This is a genomic window from Sphingomonas sp. STIS6.2 (assembly GCF_000732685.2).
Taxonomy (GTDB): Bacteria; Pseudomonadota; Alphaproteobacteria; order Sphingomonadales; family Sphingomonadaceae; genus Sphingomonas; species Sphingomonas aerolata.
Map to the genome: position 1 here is coordinate 53,915 of NZ_JPDP02000039.1, position 23,241 is coordinate 77,155.

Genomic DNA, 23,241 nt, shown 5'->3' on the forward strand with positions numbered 1-23,241 from the left:
GCCATGAAGGCCATCATCCTTGCCGCGGGCCACGGATCGCGGCTCCTGCCGCTGACGCTCAGCACGCCGAAATGCCTGGTGCAGGTCGGCGGGCGGGCGATCCTCGATTCGCAGCTCGACGCGGTCGCGGCGGCGGGGTTCGATGGTGCGGTGATCGTCGGCGGGTATCGTATCGACCAGATCGCCGCGCATCTGGCCGGGCGGTGCGGCGATCCGCCGACGACGCTGATCTTCAACCCCTTCTGGTCGGTCGCCAACAGCATCGGCAGCGTCTGGGCGGCGCGCGCGCATCTGGGCGCCGCGTTCGCGCTGATGAACGGCGACACGCTGTTCGACGCCGCGATCCTGCAGGCGGCGGGTGCCGAGCCCGCGCCCGGCGTGACGCTGGTGGTCGAGCCGCTCCACGAACCCGGCCTCGACGACATGCTGGTCGAGGCGGAGGGCGAGCGGGTGATCGCGGTCGGCAAGCATCTGGTCGGGCATCAGGCGACCGACCGGTCGCTCGGGCTGATCCTGTCGGGCGGCGGCACCGCCTATGCAGACGCGCTGCACGCGGTGATCGGCGAGGAGGAAGGGATCCACGCCTATCACCACGCGGTCGTCCGCCGCGTTGCCGAAGGCGCCGGCGTCCGCGCGCTGCGGATTCCTCCGGGTGCGCGCTGGCAGGAGATCGACCGGCCCGAAGACATCGCCCAATGGCAGGCGCCATGACCCGCAAGGTCGCGTTCCTGTTCCTCGGCGAGACGCTGCTGATCCCGCATCTCTATCCGATCGTCGAGGCGCTCGCCGCCGCCGAGCCGACGCTGCCGATCGAATTGTGGGTCAGCACCTCGGTGCACGAGACGCTGCTTGCACGCTGGAGCACGGGGCTTGGCCAGGTCACGATCCGGCGCGCACCGGGGTTTCGCGCGCTGCCCGACCATGCCGAGGGCGACAACCCGCCGCTGCCGCCCAAGCTGCCGACGCTGTTCCGCCTCCTGCCGCATCTGCTGCGCACGCCGGTGGTGGTGTGCGCGGAACAGACCAGCCTGTGGCTGCCCGCGACGCTGCCGCTGCGGACGCGGTTCATCGACACGTTCCATGGTGCGGGGTCGATGATGGCGCGCGGTCACTGGCGGCGGCGCGCGGGCTGGCGCACTTTGGTCGCGGCCGAGCGCGACCGACAGGCGCTGATCGACGGCGGCGATGCACCCGAGCGGATCGTCACCACCGGCTATGTGAAGGCCGCGTTCCGCCAGCGCACCCCCGCCGCGCGGCTGTTCGCCGATCCGCGGCCGGTGATCCTCTACACCCCGCACTGGCAGGCGCACCGCTCGTCCTGGTGGCGCTGGGGGCCCGAGGTGGTCGACCGGATCCTCGCCGATGGCCGCTACAACCTGATCTTCGCGCCGCACCAGCGGCTGGTCGAGCGCGCGCCCGAGCTGCGCGGCTTCGTCGCCGGGCTCGCCGGCCGCGCGGGGGTGCATGCCGATCTCGACAGCTTCGCGATGGTCGATGGCAGCTACACCGCCGCCGCCGACCTGTATCTGGGCGACACGTCGAGCCAGGTGGTCGAATATATGATGCGTCCGCGGCCGTGCGTGTTCCTGAACGCGCTGGGGGCCGACTGGGTGGGCGACCCCTCTTATGCGATGTGGGGCGCAGGCGCGGTGGTCGACAGCCTCGACGCGCTGATCCCGGCGATCGACGCAGCGCCCGCGCTGCATCCCGGATATCGGGATTTCCAGACGCGGTTCGTCGAGACCGCGCTCGGCGACGTGTCGGGCGGCGCACCCGCGCGCGCGGCGCAGGCGGTGCTCGCCGCGCTGCGCTGAACCAGCCCGGGCTCGCAATCCGCGCGCAATCGGCTATCGGGCAGCGGATGCAAGACATGCCAGCACTCGTGCCCCTGGGCGACAATCCGACCCTGCTCTGGGGGATGCGCAACGACGAGCGGCTGCGTCGGATCGGCGTGGCGCAGGGCTTTGCCGGAAGCGACGCGGCAGACGGCCCCGCGATCCTCGCCAACATGGCGTTCGCGTTCGACCCGGTCTGGACCGCGCATCTGAAGACGCGCCCCGGCACCGTGATGACGCGCGCGGGCGTTCCCGTGCTGGCGCATGTCCGGACCGCGGAGGAGCGCGCGCGGGTCGCCGCGGCGATGCACGCGGACGCAACCCTCGACGCCGCCAGCGGGCTGACGATCATCGCCGCCGAGTCGGACGAGGGGATCCTCAACGAGGCGCTGCGCAAGCGCGAAAAGCCGTTTGCCGAGCGGCTCGTCCCCGCCGCGGTCCCCGCGATCGAGCGGGCGAGCTATGTCGGCGCGTACAAGGGCGTCACCGACCTGCTGACCAAATATCTCTGGCCCGAATGGGCGCTGGCGATCACCCGGGTCTGCGCGCGTGCGGGGATCACGCCGAACCAGGTCACCGCGATGGGATCGGTGCTGTGCATCGTCGCGACGATCGCCTTCTGGTATGGCTGGTTCTGGACCGGGCTTGCCACCGGCCTCGTCTTCATGGTGCTCGACACCGTCGACGGGAAGCTCGCGCGCTGCACGATCACCGCGTCGAAGCTCGGCAATGCGTGGGATCACGGCGTCGACCTGGTCCATCCGCCCTTCTGGTGGTGGGCCTGGGCGGCGGGCTGCGCGCCCTATGGCCGGCCGCTCGACGATGCGACCTTCTGGGCGGTGATCGGCACGATGCTGTTCGGCTATGTCGCGCAGCGGCTGATCGAGGGGGCGTTCATCGTCCGGTTCGGGATGCACATCCATGTCTGGGAACGCTTCGACAGCTGGTTCCGGCTGATCACCGCGCGGCGCAACCCGAACATGGTGATCCTGTTCGCGGGGCTGGTCGTGACGCGGCCCGACTGGGGGATCATCGGCGTGGCGGCGTGGACCGCGATCTCGCTGGTCGTCCATCTCGTCCGGCTGTTCCAGGCGATGGCACGGCGCGCGAAGGGCGGCGCGATCACGAGCTGGCTCGCCTGATCGCGTCGGATCGGGCGGTTCGGCGGGCGGTCTTGCGGCCGCGACTTGCCGCACCGCACCGCGCGCTTTAGGGGCCGCAGGGCGCATGACCCAGGCCCCCGCCCCTTCCCCCACGACCAAGGATTTCGGTGGCGTGCTGCGTTCGGCGGCGCGCAACCTGGGCTGGCTGCTCGCGAGCCGCAGCGTGCTGGCGATCCTGTCGCTCTTCTATCTCGGCTTTGCGACGCGGACATTGGGGGTCGTCGATTTCGGCCGGTTCGCGCTGATCACCGGCGCGGTCCAGGCGCTGACGACGTTCGTCGGCTTCCAGACGTGGCAGATCATCGTCCAGTACGGCGTCCAGCCGCTCCACGACGGTGACAGCCCGCGGCTCGCGCGGCTGTTCCGGCTGGCAGCGCGGCTCGACCTGTCGAGCGCGATCCTCGGCGCGCTGCTGACGATCGGCATCCTGCAGATCTGGGCGAACGCGTTCGGCATCCCGCGCGACCTGATGCACTACACGCTCGTCTTCGCGGTGATCCAGCTGCTGACGATCCGATCGACCCCGCTCGGCATCCTGCGGCTGCGCGACAAATTCTCGCTGTCCGCGCTCGCCGACAGCATGACGCCGGTGATCCGCTTCGTCGGCGCAGGCGCAGCGATGCTGTTCGACCCGACGATCCGCGGCTTCATGATCGCCTGGGCCGCGGCCGAGCTGGTCACCGCGGCGACCTACTGGATCATGGTCTGGCGCAGCGGCGACTTCGCACTGCTGCTGGGCGGGCGCAGCGGCTGGCGCGCGCTGGTCGCGGAAAATCCCGGCGTGGTGAAGTTCGCGCTGAGCACCAATGCCAGCGCGACGCTCGGCCTGTCGAGCAAGCAGATCCCGCTGCTGCTGGTCGGCGCATCGATCGGCCCGGCCGCGGCGGGTGCGTTCCGGCTGGCGGCACAGGTCGCGCAGGCGCTCGCCAAATTGTCGCAGCTCCTGTCGCGCGCCGCCTTCCCCGAGATCGTCCGCGCGGTGCGGACCGCGGCGCCCGAGCGGCTGCGCTATATCCTGGTGCGGACGATGCTGGCGAGCAGCGCGGCGGCGCTCGCGATCCTCGCGGTCGTCGCACTGATCGGCGAGCCGATGCTCAAACTGGTCGGCGGCAAGTCGTTCGGCAGCGCCTATCCGGTGCTGTTGTGGCTCGCGGCGGCGGGGTGTTTCGATCTGGCGACCGTCAGCCTCGACACCGTGCTGACCGCGGTCAACCGCGCGGGCACGGTGTTCGCGATCCGCGTCGTGGGCGTCGTCCTGCTGTTCATCGGCGCGTTCGCCTTGATGCCGCTCTATGGTTCGTCCGGGGTGGCGATGGGCGTCGCGATCGGCTCGGTCGCGGTCGCGATCCTGCTCGGCTTTGCTGCGGCGAATCTGACGCGCAGCCGTCCCTGAGGGCGGCACGCCCCGCCGCCGTCGATAAAGCGCGGGTTCACAGAGCCGACGTCATTGGCCTCCAAATTGCCGTTATGCGATTGCAAGGGTCCCCCATGACGAATCTGCCTCTCCTGCTCGCGCTCGCCGCGGGTGCAACGCTCGCCTCGACGTCCGCGGCTGCCGCGGAGACATGTGTCGGCACGCCCGGCAACGGCGCGGCCAAGCTCGTGCTCGAGGCGACCACGCTGCACAATGCGGTCGGCGAGGTCGCGTTCACCGTCTATCCCGACGACAAGGGCCGGTTCCTGTCCAAGGGCGGCAAGCTGGCGCGCGCGCGCGTGCCCGCCGCGCAGCCGCACGCCTGTTTCTGGCTGAAACCCGGCTATTACGCGATCGCGCAATATCATGACGAGAACAGCGACCATGATTTCAACCGCACGCTGTTCCTGCCCAAGGAGGGGTTTGGATTTTCGAACGACGCCCCCACATCGGTCGGCCTGCCCTCCTTCGCGTCGGCGCGGGTGGCGTTGCCGGCCGGGGGGACGGTCGTGCGGATGAAGATGCGGTATCGGCGCTAGCGTCGATCAGGGGCAGACGTGCCATAAAAATGTAGCGATACTAGCCTGCGACAGGTAGCCAAGAGTGTGAGCGACGCCGTTTCCAATTTCCAGGCCCTTGATGGCGTGCCGTTTCCAGCGGCCAGACGCGGCGCGGCACCGGACGTGACCGCGCGCAGTGCTGCGTCGCAGATCCGCACCGGGATCATCTGCAACCCCAAGAGCCACCGCAACCGCAGCAGCGTCGAGGCGACGCGTCCCTTCGTGTCGGGCACGGTGCTCGCGGTCACGCCGCGGACCCAGGCCGAGCTGGCCGCGGTGCTGACCGATTTCGCGCAGCACGGGATCGAGCTGCTGGTGATCGACGGCGGCGACGGCACGATCCGCGACGTGCTGACCGCGGCGGCGACGGTGTGGACGGGCGCGATGCCGCGCGTCGCGATCGTCCCGTCGGGCAAGACTAACGCGCTCGCGCTCGATCTCGGCATTCCCGATCACTGGACGCTCGACCAGGCGCTCGCCGCGGCGCGCGACGGCGCGAGCATCGTCCGGCGCCCGGTCGAGGTCGAACGCGCCGGCACCGGCCAGAAACTCCGTGGCTTCCTGTTCGGCGCGGGCGCGTTCGTCGAGGCGACCGGACTGGCCCAGCGCGCACACCGCGCGGGCGCGTTCAAGGGGTTCGCGGTCGGCGTCGCGCTGAGCTGGGCGATCGTCCAGACGCTGTTCGGCCGCGCATCTGGGATGTGGCGCGCGGGCAACCGGATGCACGTCCGCTACGATGCCGCCGCCGATGCCGGCCGGGTCGCGGATACCGACACGCACCGCTACATCCTGCTCGCCTCGACGCTGACGCGGATGCCGCTGGGCGTCCAGCCATTCGGCGCGGCGCGCGACGGGCTGAAGACGCTGCTGGTCGATGCGCCGCCGCGCTGGCTCGCCGCCGCCGCACCGCTGATCGTCGCAGGGTCGCCGGCGAAATGGCTCGACCGGGCGGGCTATCACCGGATCGACACGCCCGCGCTCGACGTGACGATGGAGGCGGGCTTCATCCTCGACGGCGAAGTCTATCCGGGCGGCGCGCTGACGATCCGCCAGGCGGCGCCGATCAGCTTCGTCGTTCCGTGAGCGCGACGCTCGGCGCGCTCGTCCGCGACCAGCTCGCCGCCCCGGTGATTCCTGCGGTGCGGCACGTCGCCGAGGCGCTCGCGGCGACGCCCGGCGCGGTCGGCATCCTGTTCTATGGCTCGAACCTGCGGACCGGGGCGACCGAGGGCGTGCTCGACTTCTACGTGCTGACCGCGGGTCCGCCCGAACGCGGCATCTGGCCGACTGTCAGTTACCGCGAGTTCGACGCGGCGGGCGAGACGCTGCGCGCGAAGATCGCGACGATGCGGCTGTCGACCTTCGCCAAGGCGGCGGACGCGGGGACGCTCGACACGACGATCTGGACGCGCTTCGTCCAGCCCTGTGCATTGGTCTGGTCGCGCGACGAGGCGACGACCGCCCGGATCGCCGAGGCGATCGCCGCCGCCGCGCGCTCCGCCGCGCGGTTCGCCGCCGCGCTCGGCCCCGAGACGGGCACCCCGCGCGACTATTGGCAGGCGCTGTTCCGCCAGACCTATGCCGCCGAATTCCGCGTCGAAAAGGGCGGGCGCGAGGATCAGATCATCGGCTTCGACCCCGACCGCTATGACCGGCTGCTCCCGCTCGCCTGGGCGGCGGACGGGATTGTCGTGACGACCGAGGGCGAGGCGCTGCGCCCTGCCCTGCCGCCCGCACGCCGCGCCGCGGTGCTGCGCGCGTGGCGGCTGCGGCGGCGCGCGGGCAAGCCGATCAACATCGCCCGGCTGATGCGTGCCGCCTTCACCTTCGACGGCGCGGCACGCTACGGCGCGTGGAAGATCGAGCGACATACCGGGATCGCCGTGCCGCTGTCGCCCTGGGCCGAGCGGCATCCGATCCTGGCCGCGCCCGGCGTGCTGTGGCGCGTCTGGCGCGCGCGGCAGGCGGTATGACGGAGGTGCCTACCCCGTTCAACGCGCTGATCCTCGCCGGGTCGCGCGGCGGCGTCGATCCGCTCGCGGCCTATGCGGGCGTCGCGCACAAGGCGCTGATCCTGCTCGAGGGACGGACCTTGCTCGCGCGGGTCGCGGACGCGCTGCGCGAGGCCGGCGCGGGCGTGATCGCGGTATCGGTATCGGACGACGCGGTGCGCGATCACGCGGTCGCGCTGGGGCTGCGGGTACTCGACGCCGCGAGCGGCCCGAGTCTGAGCGTCGGCGACGGGATCGCCGCGCTCGGCACCCCGCTGCTCGTCACCACCGCGGATCATGCGCTGCTCCGGCCCGAATGGATCACGCGGTTCCAGGCCGACATCCCCGCCGACGCCGATGTCGCGGTGCTGCTCGCGCGCCGCGACGTGGTCGAGGCGGCGGCGCCCGGGACGCGGCGCACCTATCTCCGCTTCGCCGATGGCGGCTGGTCGGGGTGCAACCTGTTCCGCTTCGCCACCCCCAGGTCGATCGCCGCGATCGATCTGTGGCGGCAGGTCGAGGCGGATCGCAAGCGGCCGTGGCGGATCGTCCGCCGGCTCGGCCCGGGGCTGTTGCTGCGCTATGCGCTGGGCCGGCTCACGCTCGGCGATGCGATCGCGCATCTCGGGCGCAAGGCGGGGCTGGTCGCCGCGGCGGTCGCGACGCCGTACGGGCTGGCCGCGGTCGATGTCGACAAGCCCGCCGATCTCGACCTCGTCCGGTCGCTCCCGTCCGTCCCGCGATAACGCTATCGCGCGGATTTGGGGTCTATTCGCGACCCCCCGCTTCGTGCGAAAGCGCGCGCATGATTGCACCGACCTCGCCTCCGTCCGCCCCCCGGGCCCGCATGACCGCGATCGGCATCTATGGCAGCGCCGGCCGGATGGGCCGCGCGATCACCGACGCGATCGAGACCGCGGGCGCGACGCTCGCGGGCGGCGTCGATGCGGGCGACGACCCCAGCCCGCTCGCGGCAGCCGCCGACGTGCTGGTCGACTTCTCGACCCCCTCGGCGATCGAGGCGCATCTCGCCGCCGCGCGCGCGGCGGGCACCGCGCTCGTCATCGGCACGACCGGCCTGACCCCGCAGCACCAGTCGCTGATCGACGCGGCGGCTGCCGACATCGCGATCCTCCAGACCGGCAACACCTCGCTCGGCGTCACGCTGCTCGGCATCCTGGTGCGCGAGGCCGCGGCGCGGCTCGGCCCCGACTGGGACGTCGAGATCGTCGAGATGCATCACCGTCACAAGGTCGACGCCCCCTCGGGCACCGCGCTCCTGCTCGGCGAGGCCGCCGCCCGCGGGCGCGATTCGACGCTCGCCGAGCTGCGCGTCGACAGCCGCGCCGGGCTGGTCGGCGCACGCAGCGAGGGGACGATCGGCTTCGCCTCGCTGCGCGGCGGATCGGTGATCGGCGACCACAGCGTGATCTTCGCGGGCGAAGGCGAGCGGATCGAGCTCAACCACCGCGGCGACGATCGCAGCATCTTCGCGCGCGGTGCGGTGCGCGCCGCGCTCTGGCTCGCCGACCAGCCCGCCGGCCGCTACCGGATGGGCGACGTGCTGGGGCTGTGAGCCAGTGAAGAAGGCCGACGTCGTCGACTTCTATGCGCGGCTCGCCGAGGCCGATCCGCATCCCGAGACCGAGCTCGAATTCGTCAATCCCTACACGCTCGTCGTCGCGGTCGCCTTGTCCGCACAGGCGACCGACATCGGCGTCAACAAGGCGACGCGCGCGCTGTTCCGCATCGCCGACACGCCGCAGGCGATGCTCGCGCTCGGGCTCGACGCGCTGAAGGAGCACATCAAGACGATCGGCCTGTTCAACACCAAGGCCAAGAACGTCATCGCGCTGTCGCAGATGCTCGTCGACGAATATGACGGCATCGTCCCGAACGACCGCGCCGCGCTCGAACGGCTGCCCGGCGTCGGCCGCAAGACCGCCAATGTCGTGCTCAACGTCGCGTTCGGCGCAGAGACCTTCGCGGTCGACACGCACATCTTCCGCGTCGGCAACCGTACCGGCCTTGCCCGCGGCAAGACCCCGCTCGCGGTCGAGCTGAAGCTCGATGCGGCCACCCCCCAGCCCTTCCGCCTCCACGCGCATCACTGGCTGATCCTGCACGGCCGCTATGTCTGCAAGGCGCGCACCCCCGAATGCTGGCGCTGCCTCGTCGCGGACCTGTGCGCGTTCAAGCCCAAGACTCCGCCGCCCAAGCTCGCCGCCAAGATCGGCGCGGCCAAGAAAATGGCTGGCGCACCCGACTAGGCTTTGCTACGCGCACGCCTCAGGCACCCGTAGCTCAGCTGGATAGAGCGCTGCCCTCCGAAGGCAGAGGCCACTGGTTCGAATCCAGTCGGGTGCACCAAACTTCATTTATTTTCCCCTGATTTCAATGCCTTAGCGGCATCTTTGGCTAACCTTTCCGCAAGGTTAGCCAAAAGCTTGTCCGCGGCGGTGTCTGAAAGCGTGCGCTGATCTGCCGCAGCGGTGTACCGCGCGACCTCGCTGTCGGTCGTGTGACCGGTCCACGCCTTGATCTCTTGATTCGAGCAGCCGGCCTCGGCGAAGCGCCGAGCGGCGGCTTTGCGCAGCCCGTGTGCCGAGCAGTTCGGCAGGCCAGCCTCGTCGCACCACTGGCGGAACTTGTTGCCGAAGCCCTTCACCGAGAACTGCTTGCCGAACTCGGTGACGACGAAGAACGCGCCGACCGTCGGCGTCGCGAGGATCGATTCCGCCAGGCCGGGCATGATCGGCAGCGACACAAAGACCTTCGTCTTTTCCTGCGTCAGTTCGAGCCGGGTGTCGCGAACGCTGGCGGGACCCATCTTGCGGGCATCACCGCCGCGCTGACCCGTCCAGATCATCAGATCGAACGCCAGCCGGGCGACCGTGCCGATCGCGTGGCGCCGTTCGTAGGCGGCGATCTCGTCTTCGCTCCAGCTGTGGAACCCGCCCCCGCTGATCTTGAACGGACGCGTGACGATGACCGGGTTCGAGCCGGCCATGCCGATACGCATGGCGAATTTCATCAGGGCGGAGAGCCGTTTGCGAAGCATGTTCGCCGATGTTCGGTGCGGCAGCAGCTCGGCGAGCATCGCCTCGACGTGCCGCGGCTGCAGCTCGCGGACCATGATCTCGCCGTATCGCCGCCCCTTGCGGGTCCGCGAGCGCCAGCGCTCGAGCGTTCCACGGTAGACGACGCGCGTTCGCTCGCCCGGATCGAGAAAGTCAGGCGAGCGGTAGTAGCGGGACAGCAGATCGTCGAACGTGCCAACCGCCGCGCGGTTGGCGCCGGCCTCGATCGCTGGCGCGCTGACGCCTTCGTTGCACGCGCGCAGCTCGGCCAGAAACGCGTCGGTCCCCGGCTCGCTCTTGAAATAGTATGTGACGAAGCCCGTCCGGCGATACCGGTAATGGGCCTTGCCATGCCGGTCGCGGAACGTGCTGACGTGCTTCGGAAGCCAACGCCGCTTCACGCGAACATCTCGTCCAGGCTGTTCGCACCGGCGGGGACGACCCCTGCCCCGGTCGTGACGATGATCCGGCCGGGTTCGATCTCGACGCGCACGGGGATGCCGACTTTCGCAGCAGCGCGGAACACGCGCGCGAGGTCGGCCTGGCGAACGAGGGCGCGCGCGCTCATCGCTGCGCCGATTCGAGCGGGGTTTCGGCGAGCACTGCGCGCAGCTTTGCAGCATGCTGCATCATCTTCGCGGCGCGCGTTTCAAGCGTCTTGGCGGTCACGAACAGGTCGAGGTTCGACACGCCGCGATCGGCGTTGAGTTTGTGGTTCAGGCTTCGAACGCAGACCCCTAGCGCATCCGCCAGCGCCTTCTTGCCGCCAAGGATTTCGTACGCGGTTTGAAGCCCCATCATTCGCGATATCTCGATGGGGAGGCCGCGCTGTTCCCGCTTTGGGGAACAGCTCTCAAGGGCTGCGGACGATTTGATTTCGCGTGCTTCGGGGGGAGCGGTGCTGATCACCATGGAATTCCTGCAGATGCTTGGGAGGCCAGAGGACGCGCCAGTGGGCGTTCTTGTAGAAAGCGTTTCGCCAAGACCGGCGAACGCGTCCGAACAGGTGCGGCGGGCGGCGCCAGCAAGAATGTCGGCCGCGGGAGGCGGCGACGCCTGCGGCGTCACAAGGCCCACCATGCGACGATGGGCACCCAGCCGAGCAGCGACGCAGTGCCGACCGCGAGAACCCGATAGCCTATGGGCAAGCGCTGCTGTTCGACGCCGTTCATCGGATGGCCTCCTCGACCGCCGGGTCGATGGCCGGCTCGACGTTGCCGAGCGCGAGGCGGAAGATGCGCTGCCATTGCGGGGCGAGCGACCCGGCGATGACACCGAGCGCCGCAGCGCCACCGCCCGCGAGCAAGCCGATGCCGAAGCCGTGGAGGATGTGCTGGGCCATCAACCGCGCCGATCCGCCATGCCCGCGGCAAGCATGATGATCGCGACCGGGACCCAGATCACGGCGAGCGCAATCGCCACGATGACCTTCGCCATGCGGCGTTGTCGCATGCGGCGCTCGATGCGGGAGCGGCTGGTTGCAGCGGCGGCGATCACTGGAGCACCGCCGCTGCAGGATCCGAGACACAGCGCGAGCACGTCGCCGGCCCGCGCCAGCCGCACGTGTGCGAGCCGTCGCCCGCGACGCACGGATCGCTCTCGCTGCACCCGCAGCCGCGGCAGATCCGGGGATGTTCCTCGGCCGGCGTGTCGCGCAGCTGAAAGTACACGTCGATATCGATTGGGAAGGCATCGGCGAATGCGTCGACGGTCTCGCGATAGCGTGCCGTAGACCCCTCGGTTTCGAGCAGCATGACGAGCGCCCGCGCCTCGTCCTGGTTGTTCGCGCTGATGCTGCGTGCGATCGCGTCGACCGACAGGCCGGCGGCAATACGGCGCAGACGCAGATAGCGCGCAGGCGTCAGCGGCGGCAGAACCGAGGGCGCCGGGCGGCGGCGTTCGGTGGGCATCGCGACATGGATCATGGGGCAATCCTTCCAGACAAAGGGGTGACGGCGCCGGAAGCGGGATCTTCCGGAGTGACGGGGGGGATGGTTCAGGAGGCTGGCGGCGGATCGGCCGCGGAGGTCAGATCAGGGGATCAGCCAGGGGCTGGCGAGACCTCCGCCGCGTCGGGCTGGTCGTCGTCATTAGCCGGCACGCGGTTGTCGTCGTTCGCGGGCTTCGAGCGCCACTGGCCGTGCGGCAGGCGGATCGCCGGGTTCGGGATCATGCTCGGCCGGACCGTGCGGAAGATGCCGAGCTGCGCCACGAAGGTGTGGCCGCAATCGGGGTTCTGGCAGACATAGCGGATCTCGCGCGTCAGCCGGTCGATCTCGACCGAGTCATAGGCGATCGAGCGTGTCAGACAGTGCGGGCACACCGTCGCGGGAACGCGGGGCGTGTAGTTTCTTTTCTTCGTCACTGATGGGTCCCCCCGGCATTCCCCGGCCCCGTCGACATGGCGGGACGAAGGAAATTGGGCAGGCGCCGGCGGATGCGGCGCAGAACGCCGTCAACCTGCTGCGCCTCGACCAGCGCGCGATGATGATCACGCGGGGAGGCGCCAGGCTGAGCGGCGGTGAAAAGGGCGGCGTGCAATTCGCTTGTCTCGCGGATCAGCTCGATCGAGTCCGTCACGAGCGCGAGGCGGCAGGCATCCTGCTGCTGCACCTCAATGTCGAGCTGCTGGCTAAACGCGTCGCGGAACGGCGCGTCTTCGCCGCCAGCTAGGCGGTGGGCGGTATCAAGCGCCAAGGCTTGCGTCAGGGTGGGGAGCGTGTCGCTGTCCGGGTTAGCCCACTCGTAGATGGTACGCTCGGCGCGATCGACAGCCTTCGCAGCAGCAGCCGCGCCGACCTGCGCCATTACCTTGATCATCGCGTCGGCGAAGCTGTCGGGGGTGCGAGCCTTGGTCATGCCGCGTCGCTCGGCTGCGGAATTGTACGAAGATCGCAATCGACCGATGCTTCACCAGTGCGGTAAGAATGCGGCATGGTGTTGGCAGGAAGAGGCGGGCGACCAATGCTGGTCAATGCGATAGCGGCGACATGAGGGATCGTGCGGTCCGGCCAGTTGGCTGGCACTCGAAACCACGCGGCAAATTTCTCAAGATTGGTGACGGAGAACGTCTTACCGTCCCGCAAGCGATTGAAGAACGCGCCGCTGCTGACGACGATCGTAGCGATCCGGGACAACGATTTGCCACCACGCCGCGCGACTTCGGCGTCGTAAGAGTCGGCGATCGTTCGCAATGCGGTATCGTATGCAGCGGTCATGACGTATACTTACGTCACGTATGCAGCAGTGGTCAACGTAAATATTCCGCACGCCATGCGGCATCTCATGCGTCATGATTGCAGCATGAGGAAGAACGTACCTGACGTACTGAAGGAGCGGCTATCGGCTAAAGTTGCCGAGAAGAACATGTCCGCTCGAGAGGTGTCGATCGCAGCGTTGAACAAGCCCGACGCCATCCGAGCGATCCTCGCCGGCCACATGCCAGGCCTTGACCGACTTGATGCAATCGCCGATGTTTTGGGGACAACGTCGGATTGGCTGCTTGGCCGCGATCAAGGGATCGAGCGCACGATACCGGAGGACGGCCACCCGTCTGAAGCCGCGTTTCGCCGGCTACCTAAAACGTTGCCCGTTTACGGTACTGCGCTCGGCGCCGATTTCGAATTTGGAAGCGGCAACGGAATCGTAGTGAATGTCGAGCAGACGGAGGTGCATATGTCCGCACCTCTAGATTATATGGCTCGCCCGATCGGCGTCACCGGAAGGCCGGACCTATACGTGGTGTCCGTAGCTGGCCATTCGATGGAGCCGAGGTTCGATTCTGGCAGACGCCTGCTCGTCGACCCTAAGCGCCCCCCAGGGGTAGGTGACGATGTCGTCGTCCAGTTGCGCGGTCCGACATTCGATGGCGAAGAGGTCCGCCATGTCCTGATCAAGCAACTCGTGCGACGCCGACCTGGTGTCGTTGTGTTGCGCCAATTTAATCCTGCCGTTGAGTTCGAGGTGCCGAACGAACAGGTTTCATCCGTCCACCGCGTCATGCCGTGGGATGAGGCTATGGGGTTTTGAAACTGCGCTCACATGCTACTTAATTAAGGGACGCAGTTGTGCAAAACCCGGAAAGTAATAAGCTTGGAGAAGGGCTAGATCTTGAATCGCTAGCCAGCGCGGTTGCAATATCGGGCTACCCTTTACAAATCGAGATCGCCCGCCAATTGTCGGACGAGTATAGCATTGAGCATGAGTGGTCGTTCGTTGACCCACAGACGGGCCAAACTAGAACGCTCGATATTTTAGCGAATCTCATGCTTTACAACACTGCGGATGGTAAGCGGGTATACCCGGCGGCAAACGCACTGATTGAATGCAAGCAGAGTGTGATGCCACATATATTCTTTCCAGCAGACGGTCCGCCCCCCTCGTCATCAACGCCAATATTAGCTGGCCTCTTCGATGATACAGTTAATATACACTACGGAAAAGGTTTCGAATTAATCGCGCGGGTCGCGGATATGATCGTCCCGTCCGATCATCCTTATCTCACTACGCCGCACTTTTGCTACACCTTCAGCAAGGCGGCAAGGAAAGGAAAATCCCTAGAGCTTTGCGGCAGTGACGCATATCAAAGTCTAATTCTTCCACTAGTAAAGTCTTTGTCACACTTTAAGTCTGCCAGAAAGCCAAGAAGTACCTATCTTTACCTTTCTCTTGAAATGGCATTTGCGATCGGTGTCATTGACGGCCCGATGCTTGTAGCAAAGCAAGGCCGGTTAGAGTTCACGCCTTGGGTAAGAGTTTATCGACATGAACATGTCCATGTTGAGGATGGACCAGCATTTGGCACCCGGTTTGCAATAGATTTGGTTCACAAGGATTATCTTACAGAATTCCTTGACACATACCTAAAGCCGTTCGCAGAGGCAATTGCAGAGCGATCCATAAAACATCATGTAGTCTTGGCCGAGCGCGAAGGTTTAGCGCCACAGGGCTGGCTTAGAAATAGTTATGATGACATTGTTCCGGTTCAAGTCGAACGGGACGAGCAAATGGTTCGCATTGATGACATTCGCAGACATTAATATGACGTTTATCATGCCATCAGTTTAATTGAAACAGCGATTTATCAAGAATTGGATTGAGAATTTAAATACGATTATTTGTTGGACATATAGTTTCGTGCTAACGTCAGTGACCGGGTGATAATTCAGACAGTTGCAGTACATGCTATATCAAATTAAGAATGCTAAGATGGTTGGCATCGTCAAGCTAGCGAGTTAAATTAACTTTTTTTGCTGCGTGTAATCTTTAAACACAAAATGACCGTTTGCTTAGAAACCAAATGACGATGCCCGACAAAAAGGGCTTTGCGGCCATCGCTCGTTTTATTCCCGGCGCTTAAGCGGCTTCAAGAGTCAGTCCGGTGACGTAGCCGCGTTCGCCGAGCGTGTGGGTCACTTCGGCGACCAACCATTCTACGGCGTCAATCGCTGCTCTATAGCCCATAACGTGAGCCTTTATTTCTGGGTAGATATCCGGTCGGCCCAAGGCGAGCTTCATCGTCAGCGACACCAGCTCACGACGCGCGCGAGCGTGTGCGGCGTTGGCCGCAGTACGGGCGTCCGTCTCGTTGGCATGGACCTTTGAAAGCATCCTCGCTCCGTCCGTCTTTCCCGCCACGAGCTGCTCGCGCTTGCCGGACTTGCGGTTGTGCCAGGTCGCCTTCACGCCTGAAACATCGTCCCGCTTCTGGCGACTGAATTGGTGAGCATCGCCGTCGCGCCGCGCGATGGTGACGGTCGCGATCCGTTTGCCGGACGGCGTCGTGCCGGCGGCGATCGGCGAGAAGATCAGCACGCCGCGCGCGATCTTCGCCACCGCGCCGCGCTCGCGGCCGAGGCGGCGGAGGAAGGCGAGGTCGCTTTCGCGGTTCTGCGCCTTTGCCGTGACCGCGATGTCGGCCAGGCTGGCCGCGCAGCGCGGCGTCAGCTGGTGCCGCTCGGCAATTTCGGTCACGATCGCGCCGAGCGTCGTGCCGTGCCAGCTCTTCTCCCGCCGGGTTTTCAGGTCGCTGGTGAAGTCGGCCGAACGCGCGCGGATCGTGATCAGGTCGGGCGGGCCGCCATGCGCGACCTCGTCGACGATGAACCATCCCTTGTCGACCAGGCCGGGCGTGACGTCGCTGCCCTGCTTCCAGCCGAGCCAGACGTGAATCTTCGCGCCCGTCGGCGGGAGGGCGACGGCGCCGTCGGTATCGTCGATGACGAGATCAAGCTGGTCGGCCTCCTCGCCGCGCTTTTCAGTGATGCCGAGCGAGACGAGGCGCCGGCGCGGCGGGCGGCCATTGGCTTGCGCGACGCGGCCTTCGAGCAGCGGCGTGATATCGGTGCCGTCGACGACGACGCGGACGGCGGCGATGTTGGCGATCATGCGACGTCGCTGTCGACGCGAAGGAGGTCGATTGCGAAGTCGATCTGGCGCGGCGTGCCGTCGGGGAAGAACGCCTTTGCGCGATCGTCGATGCCGCTGATGACGAACGCGCCATAGACATAGCCTAGGCCATCGACGAGCGACCAGGCGTCGCCGCTGTCCGCCATGCGGCGTAGCTCGTCGATCGACACGCGACCGTCGGCGATCTCGGCATAGACGGTGCCGGGCAGCGTGATCGTCTCTTCGCCGGGGCCGGTATATTGGGTCGCGTCGCGTGCGCCGATCCGCGCCGAGGCGGCGTGGCGCCAGCTCGCGCGGCGCGCCAGCTCGGCGAAGGCGAGCGTATGGATCGAGAAGGGAAACAGGCCAAGCGCGAGCAGCATCAGACGGTCTCGTAATCGGGGGTGTCGGCGAAGGACGACCGGCGCCGCGCAGCCGTTTCACGGTCGCGGCGGTCCAGCTCGTCAGCGACGGCGCGAGCGAGGGCTTGCGCGTCTTGGCCCGGCTGCTGGTTGATGTGGATGGTGTAGCTGCGAGGTGCGGCGCTCACCGTGCCGGGCGATGCGGGGGCGGCGCCGGCGGCACCGCCCATTGCCAGCGCGGGGATCGCGCTGCCGGTGACGATCGCGGACGTCAGGCGGCTGGAAAGGCGATCCATGCGCTTGACCGGCTCGCCCTCCTGCGCGGCGATGCCGTTGGTCAGCCCGTCGACGATGTTGCCACCGAAGCCGGCAAAGACGCGGCTGGGCGAATGGATGCCGAGCTTGGCCTTGAACCAGCCCGCCGCGGACGAGGCGACGCCGACAATCGTGGTTTTCAGCGAACCGAACATGCCGAAGATCCCGCGGATCAGGCCGGAGATCATGTCGCGGCCGATCTGCGCGAAGCGGGTAGGCAACGACGCGAACCAGTCGACGGCGCCCGCGAACGTTCCCTTGATCCCCTGCCAAAGCCCGGCGAACCATCCCCCGATCGCGCCCCAATTGGCATAGATCAGATAGGCTGCGGCACCGATCGCGACGATGCCGGCGACGACTGCGAGCGCGATGCCGATCACCGGCAGCATGCCGATGCCGAGCGCGCCTGCCGCGAACGCCAGCGCCGAGAAGGGTGCGACCAGCCCGGCGATGACGATCGCGCCGCCTCCCAGCACGAAGAACAGCCCGGCGAACGCCGCGGCGCCAATGGCCACCGCCTTGGTCGCATTGGGATAGCGGTTGGCGACGTCGCCGATCCACGTCGCGAACGCATTGGCGCGCGTGACGATCGCATTGATGGTCGGCAGCAGCTGCGCGCCGAGCGTGATCGCCAGCGTCGTCGCGTTGACCTTGAGCTGCTTGGACTGCTCGGCCGAGTCCTTCATGCGATCGGCGAAGTCGCTGTCCGTCGTGCCCCCGGCCTTGCCAGCCTCGGCGCGGATCTTCCGAAATTCCTCCATGTTCTGGATCAGCGGGCGCAGGCCCTGCTGCACCTGCGCATCCTCGAACAGATAGCCGAGCTTCGACAGGTCGCCCTTGAGCGTCTTGTTGGTCAGCTCGGCAATGGCTTCGAGCGGCGTCTTTCCTTCCGCATAGGCCTTCTTCAGCGCGGCCGGCAGATCGACGCCCATCTTTTCGAACGCCTTGTTGGTGGCGGGCGACGCGATCTTCTGGAGGATGTTGGCAAGGTTGCTGCCGGCGCTGGCGGCATCCCCTGCCCCCTTGCGCGCGATCTGCAAACCGGCGGCAAGATCCGCGACGGCGCCGACGCCCGTTTGGCCGAGCCCCTGATAGGCGGCGGTCAGTGCGGGGAAATACTGCGCCATGTCCTTGATCTCGAACGCGCCCGCCTTGCCGGCGCTGGCCATGACGTCGATGATCTTGCCGGTCTGCGCGACCGGTACCTTCAGATTGTCGGTAGCGGCGAACGCGGCGGCGGACAGGTCCGAGATCTCGGCCTTGTACGCGGTCGCCGCGCGGCCGATCGGCTTCATCATCGCGACCGCGTCCGGCACCTTCGCGCCGAGCCCGGCGAGCGCATCGACACCGGCTTGCAGGTCCGCCGGCATCTGGTTGGCGGCGCGCGCGGATGCGAGCAGGTTGCGGCCGAGCTGGTCCGAGGCCGCGCGCGACAGATCGGCCTTTTGCCCGATGTCGGTCATCACCGACTGAAAGTCCTGCGCGGCCTTGATGCTGCCGATCAGCGGCGCGGCCATCGCCATGCCGGTGCCGATCGCTGCGGCACCGCCGGCCGCGAGCCCGGTGGCCGTACCCTGCATACGCGAGAAGCGCGCGCGGCCAGCCGCCATGCGCCGCTCGCGATCAGCGAGCCGTCCGACCTCGGCCGTCTGCTCGACGATCGTGCGGTTGGTCTGGACCGCCTCGGTGCGTAGCCGGCGCTGGTGCCGCGCCAGGTCGTTCGTATTGATGCCGGCGGTGTGGAGGCGCAGCGACATTTCCTGCAGCGACTGCGACTGTTTGCGCTCGGTCACCTCCAGCGTCGTCACCGCGCGTTCCGCCTTGGCGAGCGCGCGGGTCAGCGCCGCGGTCGGCTTGTCGGTGGCGGCGATATCCTGCCGTAAACCCGCCATGCGCGTCCGCGCCGTCCCGAGCGCTGTGCCGGTATCGCCAAGGCCGGTCTTCAGTTTGCGGAAGCCCGCGATATCGCCCTGTGCGCGCTCGATCTCCCGCAAGCCGTCGCGCGTCAGCTTGAGCGCCTGCGCGGCCTTGGTCGATCCGCCGGCGATGGCGCGCAGCGGACCGGTAACGCGGTCGCCGGCCTCGAGCAGCATGCGGATGCGCAGGTTACGATCCACGGGTTTGTCCTTCGGGATTGTGGCGGCGCGCGGCGCGCCCGCGCCACAGCATCAGGTCGTGGATCGAGAGTGCGTCCAGAGCATCGGGCGACCAGTGGAAGACGAAGGCGATGTCCGCCATCGGATCTTCTACATGCTCTGGGAGAGTGCCGCCTTCGTCGCAGTCGGCAGCAAAAAATCGACGAGCACCCCTGCGATCTGCGTCACGTCGGCGGGATCCATCGCGTCGATGAGGTGCGGATGCAGGATCGGCTGCGTCACGCGCGGCGCGACGAGCGCGACCTGGTTGTAATCCATCCGCACCAGCCCGCCGAGGTTCGCACCGCGCAGCGCGCCGCCCATCGGCTTTCGGACATGAATCAGCGTGCCCGCCGGCATCACGACCTTGTCGGCGACGACGATGTCGTATTCGAGCGTGACGTCGCCTGGCGCGGCGGGTGCGGAGTTTTGCGTGTCGTTCTGGTCGTTCATCTTATCGATCCTCGGATTTGGTTCTCGGCGGGGCAGCGGCGCTGGTGCGCGGTCTAAAGCCCCAGCGCCCCGCGATGCGCGGCCATCAGGTCGACGCCGCCAACGACCTCGATCATGCCGAGCACATCGATCTCGACCTCGACGACGTCGTTCCACGTCAGCTTGAAATAGCTGAGCTGGCTTTTGACCTTGAACTCGGTGTCTTCGCCGGGCTTCCATTCGCCCATGTCGATTTCTTCGTGCCGGCCGCGGGTGACGATCTCGACGACGTCGACGGCGCCGGTATCGTCGTTCTGGAACGAGCCGACGAAGCGCTGCTGCACGCCCGAGATATTGAGCATCCCGTGCTGGCGCAGGATCTGGCGCATCGGGCCGCCATAGGTCGCCTCCATTTCCAGCGCCTCGCCGCCCATGTCGACCTTGACCGCGCGGCTCATGCCGCCCGCGCGGTAATCCTCGAACTTGCGGACGAGTTTGGGCGGGGTGATCGAGACGGTTTCGCCGATAAAGGCCTCGCCATCGTTGAACATCATCGTCTGTTTTAGCTTGCTGGGGAACGCCATCGCGTCGGCCTTTCGTGCAGGAGGTGGGGTTAGTTGCCGGCGACCAGGCTGGTGAAGTCGGCGAAGAACTCGTCCGAGATCTCCTGCTCGAGCCCGAGCGCTTCCAGCGGGGGCACGAAGGTGTAGCGGTAGCTGATCAGCAGCTTGCCGGCCTTCAGCTGCTCGACCGGGTTTCTCGCCCCGTCGAAGACGGCCACGGCGCCGAGGATGCGGCCGGCACGCGTCTCGGTGCGAAATTTCTCGTTGATCTGCTCGACGATGTCCTTCGCGAGGCTGGGCAGCAACGGCTTGTCCATCGCCCACACCAGCCCGAGCGCGACGGTGTCGGCGAGGATCTGCGCGGTGCGGCAGGCGCTTTCGAACACGAAGTCGCTGTCCGGCGCGGCGCAGGTGCGGTTGCCCCAGAAGCGCAGCTCGCCCGCGATGCGGACCACCGTCACTAGCTGCGACGCGTTGAGCACGTTGGCGTCGCAGTCCGCGTCCTGAATGTCGAAGGTGACATCTGCCGCCAGGCCATCGATTTCGGGCAGCGCGACGTTGGACAGCGTTTTGTGCCAGCCCTGCATCTGGTCGATCGCCGCACGTGCGCCCATCGCGACCGCTGCGACCGGGACGCCAATGCTCGCACCGCCCGCGCCGTAGGGCGCCGTCACGCTCGGCCAGAGCAGCGTCAGCTCACGCGCGTCGGGGAACAGCGCGCGGTGCGCGATTGCTTCGCCGCGATCGTCGCCGATCGCCGCGGCGTAGACGCGCGCGCGCAGGCGCTTCGCGACCGTCACCATCGCCGCGGTTACCGGCTCCGCCTCCAGGCCGGGCGCGCCAATGATCCGAGGGTGAAGGTTCAACTGTGCAGGCGCGGTCAACAGAGCCTGCATGCCCGTCTTTACGCCGGCAACGTCGGTGCCGATGACCGCGGTCGCGGTGTCAGCTGGCGTAGCGCCAGGCGCGACGCGTACAACGACGACGGGCGCGGCGACCTGTCCTGCGATGGCGACCAGCGCGGCGCGCAGCGTGCCGCCCGCGCCGGCCTTCTCGATCGCGTCGTCGAGGTTCGTCACCTTGACCGCGGTGTCGAGCGGGAACGCGCCGGCAACCGCATCCGGTGCCGTCGCGACCAGCCCAATAACGGCGGTGGCAACCGTCACGATACCGCGGGTCGATGTCTTGACCTCGGTGACGTTGATCCCGTGGAGGAAACTCATGGGCGGACCTTTCAGGCGAGCGCCGACAGGGCGCGGATGGTGGACGAGATGGAAAAGGCGGGGGCGGCCGTCGTGTCGGTGCGCCGGCCGGTGACCGTGATGACGGCCTCATGCGGGAGTTTTCCGGGCGAAAGCACGACGCGGGAGATCCGCGCGCGCCCCTCCTGCCGAAGGAGGGCAAGCGCTGCGGCAGCGAAGATCCGCATGCGGCCGAGTTCGTTGTTCGGCTGATCGAGCAGCTGGGGAACGAGCGAGCCATACTCGCGCCGCCCGATCCGCGTGCCGAGCGGGGTCCCGAGAATGTCGCCGATCGACTGCGCGAGGTGATCTGCACCAGCTAGCGGCGCACCGGTGTTGCGATCCATACCGCTCATCGGGGCGGGCCCGAGATCGCGCCACCCGCCTGCACGTTCGTGTGAACGTGCCCCTTGAGGCTCTTGCCGCCACCGACGACGTCCGCGTCGCCGGTCACGCTGCCGGTCGCGTGGATGTCGCCATCGACTGCAAGGTCGCCCTTGAACGACAGGCCACCATCCGCATCGATCCGGACGGACGCGCCTGCTGGCAGGATGGCCGTCAGCGTGTGGGTCCTGGGATCGTAACCGATCCGTGCGCGGTCCTGATATTCGGTCAGGGTGGAGTCGTCGTTCGCGGGGTGCGGATGAGCGTCGCTCGACAGGCTTCCGATGATGATGCCACGCGCGGTGTCCGCTTCGGGTGCCAAGACAACGACCTGTTCGCCGATCGCGGGCGGCGACCAGGTACGCGTGGATCCCGCGCGGCTCGCGAGCCACGGAATGTCGCCCGTCGTCAGATCGTCGGCGAACTGGACGCGGGCGGTGCCGGCGTCGAGATCCACCGACGCAATGGTGCCTTCGCGCGCGAGATCGCCAATGAGGCGCTGAATGTCAGCAGGGTCAGCCATTTGGCGACCATGGCGCTGTCGTTCACCATCTGCGCGGGGCTGCTCTTGTAGAAACGCTTTCTACAAGAGCAGTGGCTGGATCAGATCGCCTTGCCCATGCCGGCGAGGATCGTGCGGACTTCCTGATAGGCCGCCAAACGTTCCGCAGCGGAAAGTTGGCGGTCCCAATCAATGCGAGCCGCGTGCTTTACCCGTGCCGGGAAGGCGCCGGGGCCGATGTGACTGCTGTTGCCGACGACGATCGTCCCAGCCGGCGCGGTCCGCGCGCCGGCTGTTGGTGCGCTGGCGGATTGCAGCAGCTGGCCGCCGGCGAATTCCTCGATCGTCATGATTGAACCGGCAGCAGATCCCGAGATGCTGGCGATGAGGCAGCGATGCGCATTGAGCGGTCGCGCGGGAAGGTTGGGCAGGGACGCCGGCGTCGCACTGACATCGGCGAGGCTGAAGGTGAGCTTCCCCGCAGCGACGGTGACCGCAAGACGGCCGTTGAAGCCGGACGATACGCCAGACAGGATCGTGTCGGTCGCCAAAGCCGCGGCGTCTGCGCCCTGGACGCCGCACACGAGCAGCATCGTATGCGCGACGCCCGGCATCGCGACCAACGTGTCGATACCGGTGCCGTTACCCAGCTCGGCTTCGTGATCGCCATAAACCGGCGCTACCGCGGCGCCCGTCAGCGCCTCCACCGCATTGGTCTTCATGCCGGCACTGTTGACCCGGCTCGTCGCGAGGTTGCGACCGAACAGGAACTCGGAAATCAGGTTGGTGCGGTTGGTCGTGAGGAACAGACCCCGACCAAGGCCGGATGCCGAAAAGTCTGCGGTCGGAGAGATGATGCCGGGCATGGTCGGTCCTT

The 23,241-nt window shown here is 67.2% G+C and carries 31 protein-coding genes and 1 tRNA gene; 13 read left to right on the forward strand and 19 right to left on the reverse strand.

Translation table 11 applies throughout. The annotated features are described in order from the left end of the window. Positions 1 to 3: 3 nt before the first annotated feature. The 11 genes from sphst_RS05850 to sphst_RS05900 all read left to right on the forward strand — a co-directional run bounded on the left by sphst_RS05850 (position 4) and on the right by sphst_RS05900 (position 9,333). A complete protein-coding gene (locus sphst_RS05850; RefSeq protein WP_107045292.1) occupies positions 4 to 711 on the forward strand; it encodes a phosphocholine cytidylyltransferase family protein in 708 nt (235 codons plus the stop codon). Next, positions 708 to 1,814, forward strand: a complete 1,107-nt coding sequence (locus sphst_RS05855) for a hypothetical protein (RefSeq protein WP_107045307.1) — start codon at positions 708 to 710, stop codon at positions 1,812 to 1,814. Before sphst_RS05850 ends, sphst_RS05855 begins: the two co-directional genes overlap by 4 nt. 56 nt (positions 1,815 to 1,870) lie before the next feature. Continuing rightward, positions 1,871 to 2,977, forward strand: a complete 1,107-nt coding sequence (locus sphst_RS05860; protein WP_442800384.1) for a CDP-alcohol phosphatidyltransferase family protein — start codon at positions 1,871 to 1,873, stop codon at positions 2,975 to 2,977. A gap of 85 nt (positions 2,978 to 3,062) precedes the next feature. Next, entirely contained in the window at positions 3,063 to 4,391 is a 1,329-nt protein-coding gene (locus sphst_RS05865; RefSeq protein ID WP_051916461.1) for a lipopolysaccharide biosynthesis protein, read from the forward strand. Positions 4,392 to 4,486: 95 nt separating this feature from the next. Beyond that, positions 4,487 to 4,951: a DUF2141 domain-containing protein gene (locus tag sphst_RS05870; protein ID WP_042467124.1), complete on the forward strand. Its 465-nt coding sequence runs from the start codon at positions 4,487 to 4,489 to the stop codon at positions 4,949 to 4,951. Between the two features lie 66 nt (positions 4,952 to 5,017). Then, on the forward strand, positions 5,018 to 6,055 hold the full coding sequence (locus sphst_RS05875; RefSeq protein ID WP_107045293.1) for a diacylglycerol/lipid kinase family protein: 1,038 nt from the start codon (positions 5,018 to 5,020) through the stop codon (positions 6,053 to 6,055). After that, positions 6,052 to 6,945, forward strand: a complete 894-nt coding sequence (locus sphst_RS05880) for a hypothetical protein (RefSeq protein WP_107045294.1) — start codon at positions 6,052 to 6,054, stop codon at positions 6,943 to 6,945. Before sphst_RS05875 ends, sphst_RS05880 begins: the two co-directional genes overlap by 4 nt. Next, positions 6,942 to 7,709 carry a nucleotidyltransferase family protein gene (locus sphst_RS05885; RefSeq protein ID WP_107045308.1) on the forward strand — a complete coding sequence of 256 codons (768 nt, stop codon included), beginning with the start codon at positions 6,942 to 6,944 and terminating at the stop codon, positions 7,707 to 7,709. Before sphst_RS05880 ends, sphst_RS05885 begins: the two co-directional genes overlap by 4 nt. A gap of 101 nt (positions 7,710 to 7,810) precedes the next feature. Beyond that, positions 7,811 to 8,539 carry a 4-hydroxy-tetrahydrodipicolinate reductase gene (gene dapB / locus sphst_RS05890; protein ID WP_056405144.1) on the forward strand — a complete coding sequence of 243 codons (729 nt, stop codon included), beginning with the start codon at positions 7,811 to 7,813 and terminating at the stop codon, positions 8,537 to 8,539. A gap of 4 nt (positions 8,540 to 8,543) precedes the next feature. Continuing rightward, positions 8,544 to 9,233: an endonuclease III gene (gene nth, locus sphst_RS05895; RefSeq protein ID WP_031395807.1), complete on the forward strand. Its 690-nt coding sequence runs from the start codon at positions 8,544 to 8,546 to the stop codon at positions 9,231 to 9,233. 23 nt (positions 9,234 to 9,256) lie between these two features. After that, a tRNA-Arg gene (locus tag sphst_RS05900) sits at positions 9,257 to 9,333 on the forward strand. A 4-nt stretch (positions 9,334 to 9,337) separates the two neighbouring features. Here sphst_RS05900 and sphst_RS05905 read toward each other — a convergent pair. The 9 genes from sphst_RS05905 to sphst_RS20390 all read right to left on the reverse strand — a co-directional run bounded on the left by sphst_RS05905 (position 9,338) and on the right by sphst_RS20390 (position 13,261). Beyond that, entirely contained in the window at positions 9,338 to 10,444 is a 1,107-nt protein-coding gene (locus sphst_RS05905; RefSeq protein ID WP_031395806.1) for a tyrosine-type recombinase/integrase, read from the reverse strand. Further along, complete coding sequence (locus tag sphst_RS20365; protein WP_156363523.1) at positions 10,441 to 10,611, reverse strand: hypothetical protein; 171 nt, start codon at positions 10,609 to 10,611, stop codon at positions 10,441 to 10,443. Before sphst_RS20365 ends, sphst_RS05905 begins: the two co-directional genes overlap by 4 nt. After that, positions 10,608 to 11,111 carry a hypothetical protein gene (locus sphst_RS20370; RefSeq protein ID WP_159043534.1) on the reverse strand — a complete coding sequence of 168 codons (504 nt, stop codon included), beginning with the start codon at positions 11,109 to 11,111 and terminating at the stop codon, positions 10,608 to 10,610. The genes sphst_RS20365 and sphst_RS20370 overlap by 4 nt, the downstream gene beginning before the upstream one ends. 100 nt (positions 11,112 to 11,211) lie before the next feature. Further along, on the reverse strand, positions 11,212 to 11,385 hold the full coding sequence (locus sphst_RS20375; protein WP_159043535.1) for a hypothetical protein: 174 nt from the start codon (positions 11,383 to 11,385) through the stop codon (positions 11,212 to 11,214). Then, on the reverse strand, positions 11,385 to 11,540 hold the full coding sequence (locus tag sphst_RS20380) for a hypothetical protein (RefSeq protein WP_159043536.1): 156 nt from the start codon (positions 11,538 to 11,540) through the stop codon (positions 11,385 to 11,387). The genes sphst_RS20375 and sphst_RS20380 overlap by 1 nt, the downstream gene beginning before the upstream one ends. Then, the gene (locus sphst_RS20385) at positions 11,537 to 11,968 is read right to left on the reverse strand and encodes a hypothetical protein (protein WP_031395804.1); all 432 of its coding nucleotides are present in this window, start codon (positions 11,966 to 11,968) and stop codon (positions 11,537 to 11,539) included. Before sphst_RS20385 ends, sphst_RS20380 begins: the two co-directional genes overlap by 4 nt. Positions 11,969 to 12,084: 116 nt before the next feature. Continuing rightward, positions 12,085 to 12,408 (reverse strand): ogr/Delta-like zinc finger family protein, encoded by a 324-nt coding sequence (locus sphst_RS05920; protein ID WP_051916603.1) that lies wholly within the window; start codon positions 12,406 to 12,408, stop codon positions 12,085 to 12,087. Next, a complete protein-coding gene (locus sphst_RS05925; RefSeq protein ID WP_051916601.1) occupies positions 12,405 to 12,902 on the reverse strand; it encodes a hypothetical protein in 498 nt (165 codons plus the stop codon). The genes sphst_RS05920 and sphst_RS05925 overlap by 4 nt, the downstream gene beginning before the upstream one ends. Continuing rightward, positions 12,899 to 13,261, reverse strand: a complete 363-nt coding sequence (locus sphst_RS20390) for a hypothetical protein (protein ID WP_031395801.1) — start codon at positions 13,259 to 13,261, stop codon at positions 12,899 to 12,901. The genes sphst_RS05925 and sphst_RS20390 overlap by 4 nt, the downstream gene beginning before the upstream one ends. Between sphst_RS20390 and sphst_RS05930 the strand changes: the two genes are divergently transcribed. Together sphst_RS05930 and sphst_RS20395 are read left to right on the forward strand one after the other, a co-directional pair. Further along, positions 13,260 to 14,072, forward strand: coding sequence for a LexA family transcriptional regulator (locus sphst_RS05930; protein ID WP_031395800.1), 813 nt, complete (start codon positions 13,260 to 13,262; stop codon positions 14,070 to 14,072). The genes sphst_RS20390 and sphst_RS05930 overlap by 2 nt on opposite strands. A gap of 38 nt (positions 14,073 to 14,110) precedes the next feature. Continuing rightward, complete coding sequence (locus sphst_RS20395) at positions 14,111 to 15,082, forward strand: hypothetical protein (RefSeq protein WP_159043537.1); 972 nt, start codon at positions 14,111 to 14,113, stop codon at positions 15,080 to 15,082. A gap of 316 nt (positions 15,083 to 15,398) precedes the next feature. Here sphst_RS20395 and sphst_RS05935 read toward each other — a convergent pair whose 3' ends face one another. The 10 genes from sphst_RS05935 to sphst_RS05980 form a co-directional block, all read right to left on the reverse strand. Further along, positions 15,399 to 16,430: a contractile injection system protein, VgrG/Pvc8 family gene (locus sphst_RS05935; protein ID WP_031395799.1), complete on the reverse strand. Its 1,032-nt coding sequence runs from the start codon at positions 16,428 to 16,430 to the stop codon at positions 15,399 to 15,401. Continuing rightward, on the reverse strand, positions 16,427 to 16,813 hold the full coding sequence (locus sphst_RS05940; protein WP_031395798.1) for a phage tail protein: 387 nt from the start codon (positions 16,811 to 16,813) through the stop codon (positions 16,427 to 16,429). The genes sphst_RS05935 and sphst_RS05940 overlap by 4 nt, the downstream gene beginning before the upstream one ends. Beyond that, positions 16,813 to 19,224: a phage tail tape measure protein gene (locus tag sphst_RS05945; RefSeq protein WP_234387480.1), complete on the reverse strand. Its 2,412-nt coding sequence runs from the start codon at positions 19,222 to 19,224 to the stop codon at positions 16,813 to 16,815. The genes sphst_RS05940 and sphst_RS05945 overlap by 1 nt, the downstream gene beginning before the upstream one ends. Then, entirely contained in the window at positions 19,214 to 19,345 is a 132-nt protein-coding gene (locus sphst_RS05950; RefSeq protein WP_081877736.1) for a GpE family phage tail protein, read from the reverse strand. Before sphst_RS05950 ends, sphst_RS05945 begins: the two co-directional genes overlap by 11 nt. An 8-nt stretch (positions 19,346 to 19,353) precedes the next feature. Next, the gene (locus sphst_RS05955) at positions 19,354 to 19,695 is read right to left on the reverse strand and encodes a phage tail assembly protein (protein WP_031395795.1); all 342 of its coding nucleotides are present in this window, start codon (positions 19,693 to 19,695) and stop codon (positions 19,354 to 19,356) included. 53 nt (positions 19,696 to 19,748) lie between these two features. Then, positions 19,749 to 20,258: a phage major tail tube protein gene (locus tag sphst_RS05960; RefSeq protein ID WP_031395794.1), complete on the reverse strand. Its 510-nt coding sequence runs from the start codon at positions 20,256 to 20,258 to the stop codon at positions 19,749 to 19,751. Positions 20,259 to 20,287: 29 nt separating this feature from the next. Then, positions 20,288 to 21,460, reverse strand: a complete 1,173-nt coding sequence (locus sphst_RS05965; protein ID WP_031395793.1) for a phage tail sheath subtilisin-like domain-containing protein — start codon at positions 21,458 to 21,460, stop codon at positions 20,288 to 20,290. 11 nt (positions 21,461 to 21,471) lie between these two features. Further along, positions 21,472 to 21,834: a GPW/gp25 family protein gene (locus sphst_RS05970; protein ID WP_107045297.1), complete on the reverse strand. Its 363-nt coding sequence runs from the start codon at positions 21,832 to 21,834 to the stop codon at positions 21,472 to 21,474. Continuing rightward, entirely contained in the window at positions 21,831 to 22,385 is a 555-nt protein-coding gene (locus tag sphst_RS05975) for a phage baseplate assembly protein V (RefSeq protein ID WP_107045298.1), read from the reverse strand. The genes sphst_RS05970 and sphst_RS05975 overlap by 4 nt, the downstream gene beginning before the upstream one ends. Before the next feature lie 80 nt (positions 22,386 to 22,465). Beyond that, a complete protein-coding gene (locus tag sphst_RS05980; protein WP_031395790.1) occupies positions 22,466 to 23,230 on the reverse strand; it encodes a hypothetical protein in 765 nt (254 codons plus the stop codon). Positions 23,231 to 23,241 lie beyond the last annotated feature (11 nt).

Bases quoted from the DNA above. Each gene is read 5' to 3' on its own strand.
- sphst_RS05850 (WP_107045292.1), top strand. From the start codon at position 4: ATGAAGGCCATCATCCTTGCCGCGGGCCACGGATCGCGGCTCCTGCCG.
- sphst_RS05855 (WP_107045307.1), top strand. From the start codon at position 708: ATGACCCGCAAGGTCGCGTTCCTGTTCCTCGGCGAGACGCTGCTGATC.
- sphst_RS05860 (WP_442800384.1), top strand. From the start codon at position 1,871: ATGCCAGCACTCGTGCCCCTGGGCGACAATCCGACCCTGCTCTGGGGG.
- sphst_RS05865 (WP_051916461.1), top strand. From the start codon at position 3,063: ATGACCCAGGCCCCCGCCCCTTCCCCCACGACCAAGGATTTCGGTGGC.
- sphst_RS05870 (WP_042467124.1), top strand. From the start codon at position 4,487: ATGACGAATCTGCCTCTCCTGCTCGCGCTCGCCGCGGGTGCAACGCTC.
- sphst_RS05885 (WP_107045308.1), top strand. From the start codon at position 6,942: ATGACGGAGGTGCCTACCCCGTTCAACGCGCTGATCCTCGCCGGGTCG.
- dapB (WP_056405144.1), top strand. From the start codon at position 7,811: ATGACCGCGATCGGCATCTATGGCAGCGCCGGCCGGATGGGCCGCGCG.
- sphst_RS20365 (WP_156363523.1), bottom strand. From the start codon at position 10,611: ATGAGCGCGCGCGCCCTCGTTCGCCAGGCCGACCTCGCGCGCGTGTTC.
- sphst_RS20375 (WP_159043535.1), bottom strand. From the start codon at position 11,385: ATGGCCCAGCACATCCTCCACGGCTTCGGCATCGGCTTGCTCGCGGGC.
- sphst_RS20385 (WP_031395804.1), bottom strand. From the start codon at position 11,968: ATGATCCATGTCGCGATGCCCACCGAACGCCGCCGCCCGGCGCCCTCG.
- sphst_RS05925 (WP_051916601.1), bottom strand. From the start codon at position 12,902: ATGACCAAGGCTCGCACCCCCGACAGCTTCGCCGACGCGATGATCAAG.
- sphst_RS05930 (WP_031395800.1), top strand. From the start codon at position 13,260: ATGACGTATACTTACGTCACGTATGCAGCAGTGGTCAACGTAAATATT.
- sphst_RS20390 (WP_031395801.1), bottom strand. From the start codon at position 13,261: ATGACCGCTGCATACGATACCGCATTGCGAACGATCGCCGACTCTTAC.
- sphst_RS05935 (WP_031395799.1), bottom strand. From the start codon at position 16,430: ATGATCGCCAACATCGCCGCCGTCCGCGTCGTCGTCGACGGCACCGAT.
- sphst_RS05940 (WP_031395798.1), bottom strand. From the start codon at position 16,813: ATGCTGCTCGCGCTTGGCCTGTTTCCCTTCTCGATCCATACGCTCGCC.
- sphst_RS05950 (WP_081877736.1), bottom strand. From the start codon at position 19,345: ATGGCGGACATCGCCTTCGTCTTCCACTGGTCGCCCGATGCTCTGGAC.
- sphst_RS05955 (WP_031395795.1), bottom strand. From the start codon at position 19,695: ATGAACGACCAGAACGACACGCAAAACTCCGCACCCGCCGCGCCAGGC.
- sphst_RS05960 (WP_031395794.1), bottom strand. From the start codon at position 20,258: ATGGCGTTCCCCAGCAAGCTAAAACAGACGATGATGTTCAACGATGGC.
- sphst_RS05965 (WP_031395793.1), bottom strand. From the start codon at position 21,460: ATGAGTTTCCTCCACGGGATCAACGTCACCGAGGTCAAGACATCGACC.
- sphst_RS05970 (WP_107045297.1), bottom strand. From the start codon at position 21,834: ATGAGCGGTATGGATCGCAACACCGGTGCGCCGCTAGCTGGTGCAGAT.
- sphst_RS05975 (WP_107045298.1), bottom strand. From the start codon at position 22,385: ATGGCTGACCCTGCTGACATTCAGCGCCTCATTGGCGATCTCGCGCGC.
- sphst_RS05980 (WP_031395790.1), bottom strand. From the start codon at position 23,230: ATGCCCGGCATCATCTCTCCGACCGCAGACTTTTCGGCATCCGGCCTT.